The organism is Candidatus Stygibacter australis, assembly GCA_030765845.1.
In the GTDB taxonomy this organism is placed as follows: Bacteria; Cloacimonadota; Cloacimonadia; order Cloacimonadales; family TCS61; genus Stygibacter; species Stygibacter australis.
Genome location: JAVCDJ010000266.1, coordinates 1 through 5,515, shown reverse-complemented (window position 1 = coordinate 5,515; position 5,515 = coordinate 1). Strand labels below are relative to the sequence as shown.

Annotated in this window: 3 protein-coding genes; 1 reads left to right on the top strand and 2 read right to left on the bottom strand. The window is 36.4% G+C overall.

From position 1 onward, the window contains the following. On the bottom strand, positions 1-2,034 hold a 2,034-nt coding region (locus RAO94_13290; GenBank protein MDP8323317.1), incomplete at its 3' end, for a choice-of-anchor Q domain-containing protein. A 159-nt stretch (positions 2,035-2,193) separates the two neighbouring features. Further along, the gene (locus RAO94_13285; GenBank protein MDP8323316.1) at positions 2,194-3,882 is read right to left on the bottom strand and encodes a FlgD immunoglobulin-like domain containing protein; all 1,689 of its coding nucleotides are present in this window, start codon (positions 3,880-3,882) and stop codon (positions 2,194-2,196) included. A gap of 481 nt (positions 3,883-4,363) precedes the next feature. On the opposite strand from RAO94_13285, the gene RAO94_13280 reads away from it, so the two are divergent. After that, complete coding sequence (locus RAO94_13280) at positions 4,364-5,374, top strand: IS110 family transposase (protein ID MDP8323315.1); 1,011 nt, start codon at positions 4,364-4,366, stop codon at positions 5,372-5,374. Positions 5,375-5,515 lie beyond the last annotated feature (141 nt).

Below are 5,515 nucleotides of genomic sequence, written 5' to 3'. Positions count from 1 at the left end.
TGCTATCAAGGGATTAGGATAGATTATCAGTTCATCAGGGAGCACTGAAATCTCATCTGAACTATTTTCCGTTCCCTGCCATTCTACTGCTCCCATATCCACGCCATTGCCATAAATACGGGGATTGCCATAAACATCAGTTTCTGGAAGTTCTATTCCTTCAGGCAGATCCAGTGTCCCGGCATCAATCACTGGCGAACCAACTAACGGTATATAATCCTCATTCAGCATAGGATCACAGTCCAGATTGCCATCCATCCAGTTTAATATTGTATCTCCTTGATGTACTATTCCTGTTTCCCCATCCTGTAGAAGAGTATGTGAAATTGTTGCTGTACTTGGGTTATCCCAGCCATTAGTATCAAGATTGAGTTGTGTTCCTACGTTACCATAGATTATAGAATTATAAAAATTCATCTCACCGCCCTCAAAAGCTTTGGCAAAAGCGTGATTATTAAAAGGCACAATGCTGTTATTCATTAATGTGCAATTAATGAAATTAGTTACAGCATATCTTGTTGCATCCGGTCCATAACTCCACATCCTCAGGATGCTTTCTACAGAGTTATCAACTTGAAGATAATTTATTACATTTAATACAGGTAGATCTTCAGTCTCCGTATAATTATCATTGGTAATAAATGTTGCATGGCAGCTCCTGCATAAAACATTTTTTACTAAACTGCGGTTACCGGGAAAAGAGTTATATCCCAGAAATGCCGATCCTGAATTTTCAATTATTATATTTGATATCTCAAAGTCTATTTTTGTAGCTAAAATACCCAATTTTGGAACAGCGCTGTCAAATCTTAAACTATCCATTATTACACTGCTTATCGGGTCTTCGGTAAAGTCCCAGAATCTTAGATCAGGATTGCTTTGACCTCCTCCTATTCCACCAGTAAAAGTTATATTTTTTATACTATAATTATATCCTCCATTTCTATCGTATATGTAATTCCCTGCGGTTTCTCTGTCCAGAAACACCTCATCCCGGGAAGTTCCTACTATACTTACATTTTCCCGCATATTCAAAGGGAAATACTGCCCGTTTAACGAAGAACTATAATAGCCGGGTAGTAAATGAATTGTATTTGGGCTATCAGGATTAGAAACACAAAGAGTAATGGCACTGGAAATTTTTTTCTTGGGATCCTGCAGTGTTAAGCCACTATTAGAATCATCACCATCCGGTGACACATAAAAATCTGCATCAATAAATTCATAATAGCAATGCTGCGATTCTATTACCAAATATTCATCCGGATCAATATATGTATTACTACCTCCACCCTGAGAAATAAAATACCTGTCTGGTTCTTCAAAGCTTAATGTATCTGCATAGATATAAAGAGTATCGGGCTCATCAAGATCAATTCCTCTTCCCATCATACATCCGATTGTTGAATAATTCCCATAGATACTACATAAATTGTCAGGATCAAATTCTAATGTTGCACTAGTTCCTTTTGATATACCCCCAGAACTAACCGGAGCATAATTAAATCTTATGGTTGTTCCTGATAAATATACATATCCTCCATAACCTAAATAGATCCCACCACCAGTTCTATTAATTTTATTATTTTCAATAATACAATTTCTAACTTCTATCTGTGCCCCATATCCACCATAAACATAAACTCCTCCACCATCTAAAGGATAATCACTACCCATGGAATGCCCTGCTCCATTTGTAAGAGTGAATCCACAACACAGCGTGCCTTCTCCCTCAGCTCTTACTACAATTATGCAACTATTCTCCAGATTGCCATCAATAATTGTTTCCCGGATATAATGTCTTTCGCCAGTAGTAAGATTTAAGCTTCCCAGGGTTATAGTATGATTATTATAATCCACATTTTCGTAATACCTACCCGGATAAACCAGCACTGTATCACCATTCACACTGGCATCCACTCCTTCCTGGATAGATATGTAATCCCCTGTACCTTCAATATCAACTATGATTGTAGTCCCCTGCAATATCCCAATCAAAACCAGACCAATAAATAAGATGAAATACTTCTTCATTATCACATCCTTATAACCCGGGAACTACGAGCTCTAGCTCGTTGAGTATTTTCTCATAAAAAGCTATTCGTCGTAGTTCCCGTTTCTTAAATTAGCAGACGTTATTTATAATTCTACGAGCTGGAGCTCGTAGTTCCCAGAAATATACGTCTTTCGATATCATTTCATCAAAACCGCTTTCCCGGTATATACCTGTTGACCAATCTGCATTCGGATAAAATACACTCCGCTACTTACCTGATTTCCTTTATCATCTTTGCCCTGCCAGACCACTGAGTGTTCTCCAGCAGATAAAACATCATTAGCCAAATTATTCACTTTCTGACCTTTAACATTGTATATTGTTATCTCTGTGTTCTCGGTGCACTCTGTGGTAAAAAATACTATTGTCAATTCCGGATTAAAGGGATTAGGATAGCAGATAAGCACTTTTTCAGGTTCAGGAACTTCCTCTCCCGTCTCTAGTGAGATTATCTGATATAACTTACTTCGATCAGTAAATATACTGCTTGCCTGTCTTAATCCATCATCATCAACTCTAAGGTAATCTACTTTTGATGGAATTGCTCTGCCACTGGCAGTTACTATTTCAATCTCCTGACCCTGTGGTTCTTCCATTATATAAGCCCTGATTTCCAGAAGTGAATCTACATCAACCACTTCTGCTCCCTTGCAAACACCATCGATATAAACAGCTATTTCATCAGGCTTTTCTTCACCCAGTTCAACAAATATTGACTGATAATCAAGATCTTCTTCATAAGAAAAGTATTGAGTTTCCTTTCTTTCATAATCTTCACCTGATGTCCCAAATGTCCGCCAGTAGAATGAAATATCATGACTCGCATTAGTATATAATTCCACCATATCTCCATAATATAATGTAGGACCTCCTGGCGGGTAGGATCCAAACCATTCTCCATGAATTTTATACAAAGACCAGTCATGGGTTTTAATTGCTGTAAGACTATCTAAGGTCGTTTCATAAAAAGCTTCCATCACGTTCATCTTATATGGTACAAAATACCCTACCCAGTTCAGATCAGTTGCTCCCGTTGTTACTGTCAGTGATGTATTAAGTTCACATGAAAGCCCCCCGACTATCAAAGGATTGATCGGATTATCAGTACTATCAGAATCGGTGATTCTAATTTTCAAGCCATCAGTGCTATTGAAATTATAATTTTGCGGATACCACACATATTCTTGAGATATATAATCTCCTTCGAAACTTGTTTGAGGTCCAATATCTGTTTCCTGCCAAACATCAATATAATCAGGTTGATAAGGAAGCATTTCATCAAATCTACCAAATACAATTGATCCCAAAATTTGATCTCCATTATTAACACCATCAACACAGGACAATTTCGGAAAGCTCATCCAGACAATGTCTCCGTCTTCATATTCCCATCTGTCCTGATCTTCATAGGCTGCATATCCGATACTAAGCCGTGAGCCATCAGAATCCTGATCGTCTTCATCAAACAACCAGTTCTCAAAATCACCATCATTATCCGGATCACCGGCATCAATGCAGGGACTATTCCAGGAAAGATGATAATCATCATGTTCCTCATCCACAAATAATGAATCTGCAATAAAGCATGTTTCATCATATCCAGTTGCCCCATCCCATAAACAACAATACTCATAATCAATATCGTCAAAATTTAAAGAGTCTCTAATTATTAAATTTTCAGTAATATCTGCTTCATCAAATATTACTTCTATTCTTCCACCAATTCCCGTTTTATTATCACCCTTGCTAAGGGTCATTAATTGCTTATTCACTGAATAACCAGAAATAATGATCACTAAAACAAGTAATGGAATTAATACTCTCATTTTGCCTCTTATAATTTAATTTAGTGATAACTTTATAACAAACCCAAAAGCACTTTTCATAAATCCATATAGATAATCTTTTTGTCAAAAATATTTTTATTTAGACATTCTTTTGATGCCATAAGCTGTTCAATTTCCACCATCCAAGACCTTGCGCATGGTGCTTGCACCTCCGCAATGGTCGAACAGGAAAAAGAAGCTTATAAGTCAATCCAAATAAGTAGTTTAAGTAAGGTATCTTGGTGATAAAGATCAACCATTGTATATTGACATCATTGTATATTGACATCATGAAATTAGTATTAAGATATTGATAAGGAAAATGGAAGGGGTTAAGCTTGAACAACCATAGGGTATTAAAACCCGTTCGCAATGTTAAGCCCCCTTCCACATAAGTCTGGATAGTACATTAGGTATCCAAACCTGTATCAATTACAATGATAGGCTATATTTTCCTTGAATATTTGTAAAGGAGAAAATTATGAGTTATTCAAAGTGGCTTGGAGTCGATGTTTCAATGGACAAATTGGATATTTCTGAATATGATGGGAAAGAGCATAAAATGCATGAAATAGCCAATAATAAAAGAGCAATTTCTAAATTCTTCCAGAAAATCCCATCAATAACCAGTATTCATGTGATCATGGAAGCGACTGGAATATACCATATGGTATTATTTACTAAGTTGATAGAATTAAGTATTTCTGTTTCAGTGGTGAATCCCTTAATTATAAAGAGATTCTCACAAATGAAAATGATCAGAGCCAAAACCGACATAGTTGATGCCCGAGTGATAGCAGAATTTGGCTACGAGCAAAATCCTGTATTGAGTAAATTGCCGTCTGAACAACAAATGGAAATAACTTCCAAGCTCAAAGCAATCAATGCCTTACAGAAAATGAAAACTATGCTAAGTAATAGAGTTCATGCTTTAATAAGGTCTGGCAATGGTGACAAAGCGGTGATAAAGGAATTTAACCTTTTGATAAAATCACATATAAAATGCATTGGACGTTTTGAAGTTCAGATCAAAGAACTGGTTGAATCTTTTTATCACGATGTGTACGAATGCGTAACAAAGATACCAGGAGTCGGTCCAAGAACGGCTTCGATGGTTATTGGATTTTTTGGTAAGTTTGAAGACTTTGAAACAGCTAAACAAGTAGTAGGATTTGTAGGGCTAAATCCTAATCCCAGGGAATCAGGGAAAAGCGTAAAACGAGGGTCAAATATTTCCAAGAAAGGTAATCCATTAATTAGAAAAATATTGTATGAAGCATCATTATCAGCATCCCAATATAATCCTGAATGTAAAGACTTATATGATAGGTTATTGAATAAGGGCTCGTCTAAAACGAAAAGTCGTGTAGCAGTTGCTCATAAGATGCTTAGGCAGATATTTGCTGTTGTAAAATACGAAAGAGAATGGGGCCCATATTATCATAAAAATCGAGCTGCTATGATTACTTCGAAATCAAGTAAGCAGTTATGATAAAGCATAGTAATTAAGGCAGTAATCTATGATATTTATTTTATTCCCCCTCCTCCACTGGTTTGATAGCTGCTATCAAACCAGTGGAGGAGGGGGAATAAAAAAGAAAAAATGATTTGACTGGAGATATAGTACATTGCG

Bases quoted from the DNA above. Each gene is read 5' to 3' on its own strand.
- RAO94_13280 (MDP8323315.1), top strand. From the start codon at position 4,364: ATGAGTTATTCAAAGTGGCTTGGAGTCGATGTTTCAATGGACAAATTG.
- RAO94_13285 (MDP8323316.1), bottom strand. From the start codon at position 3,882: ATGAGAGTATTAATTCCATTACTTGTTTTAGTGATCATTATTTCTGGT.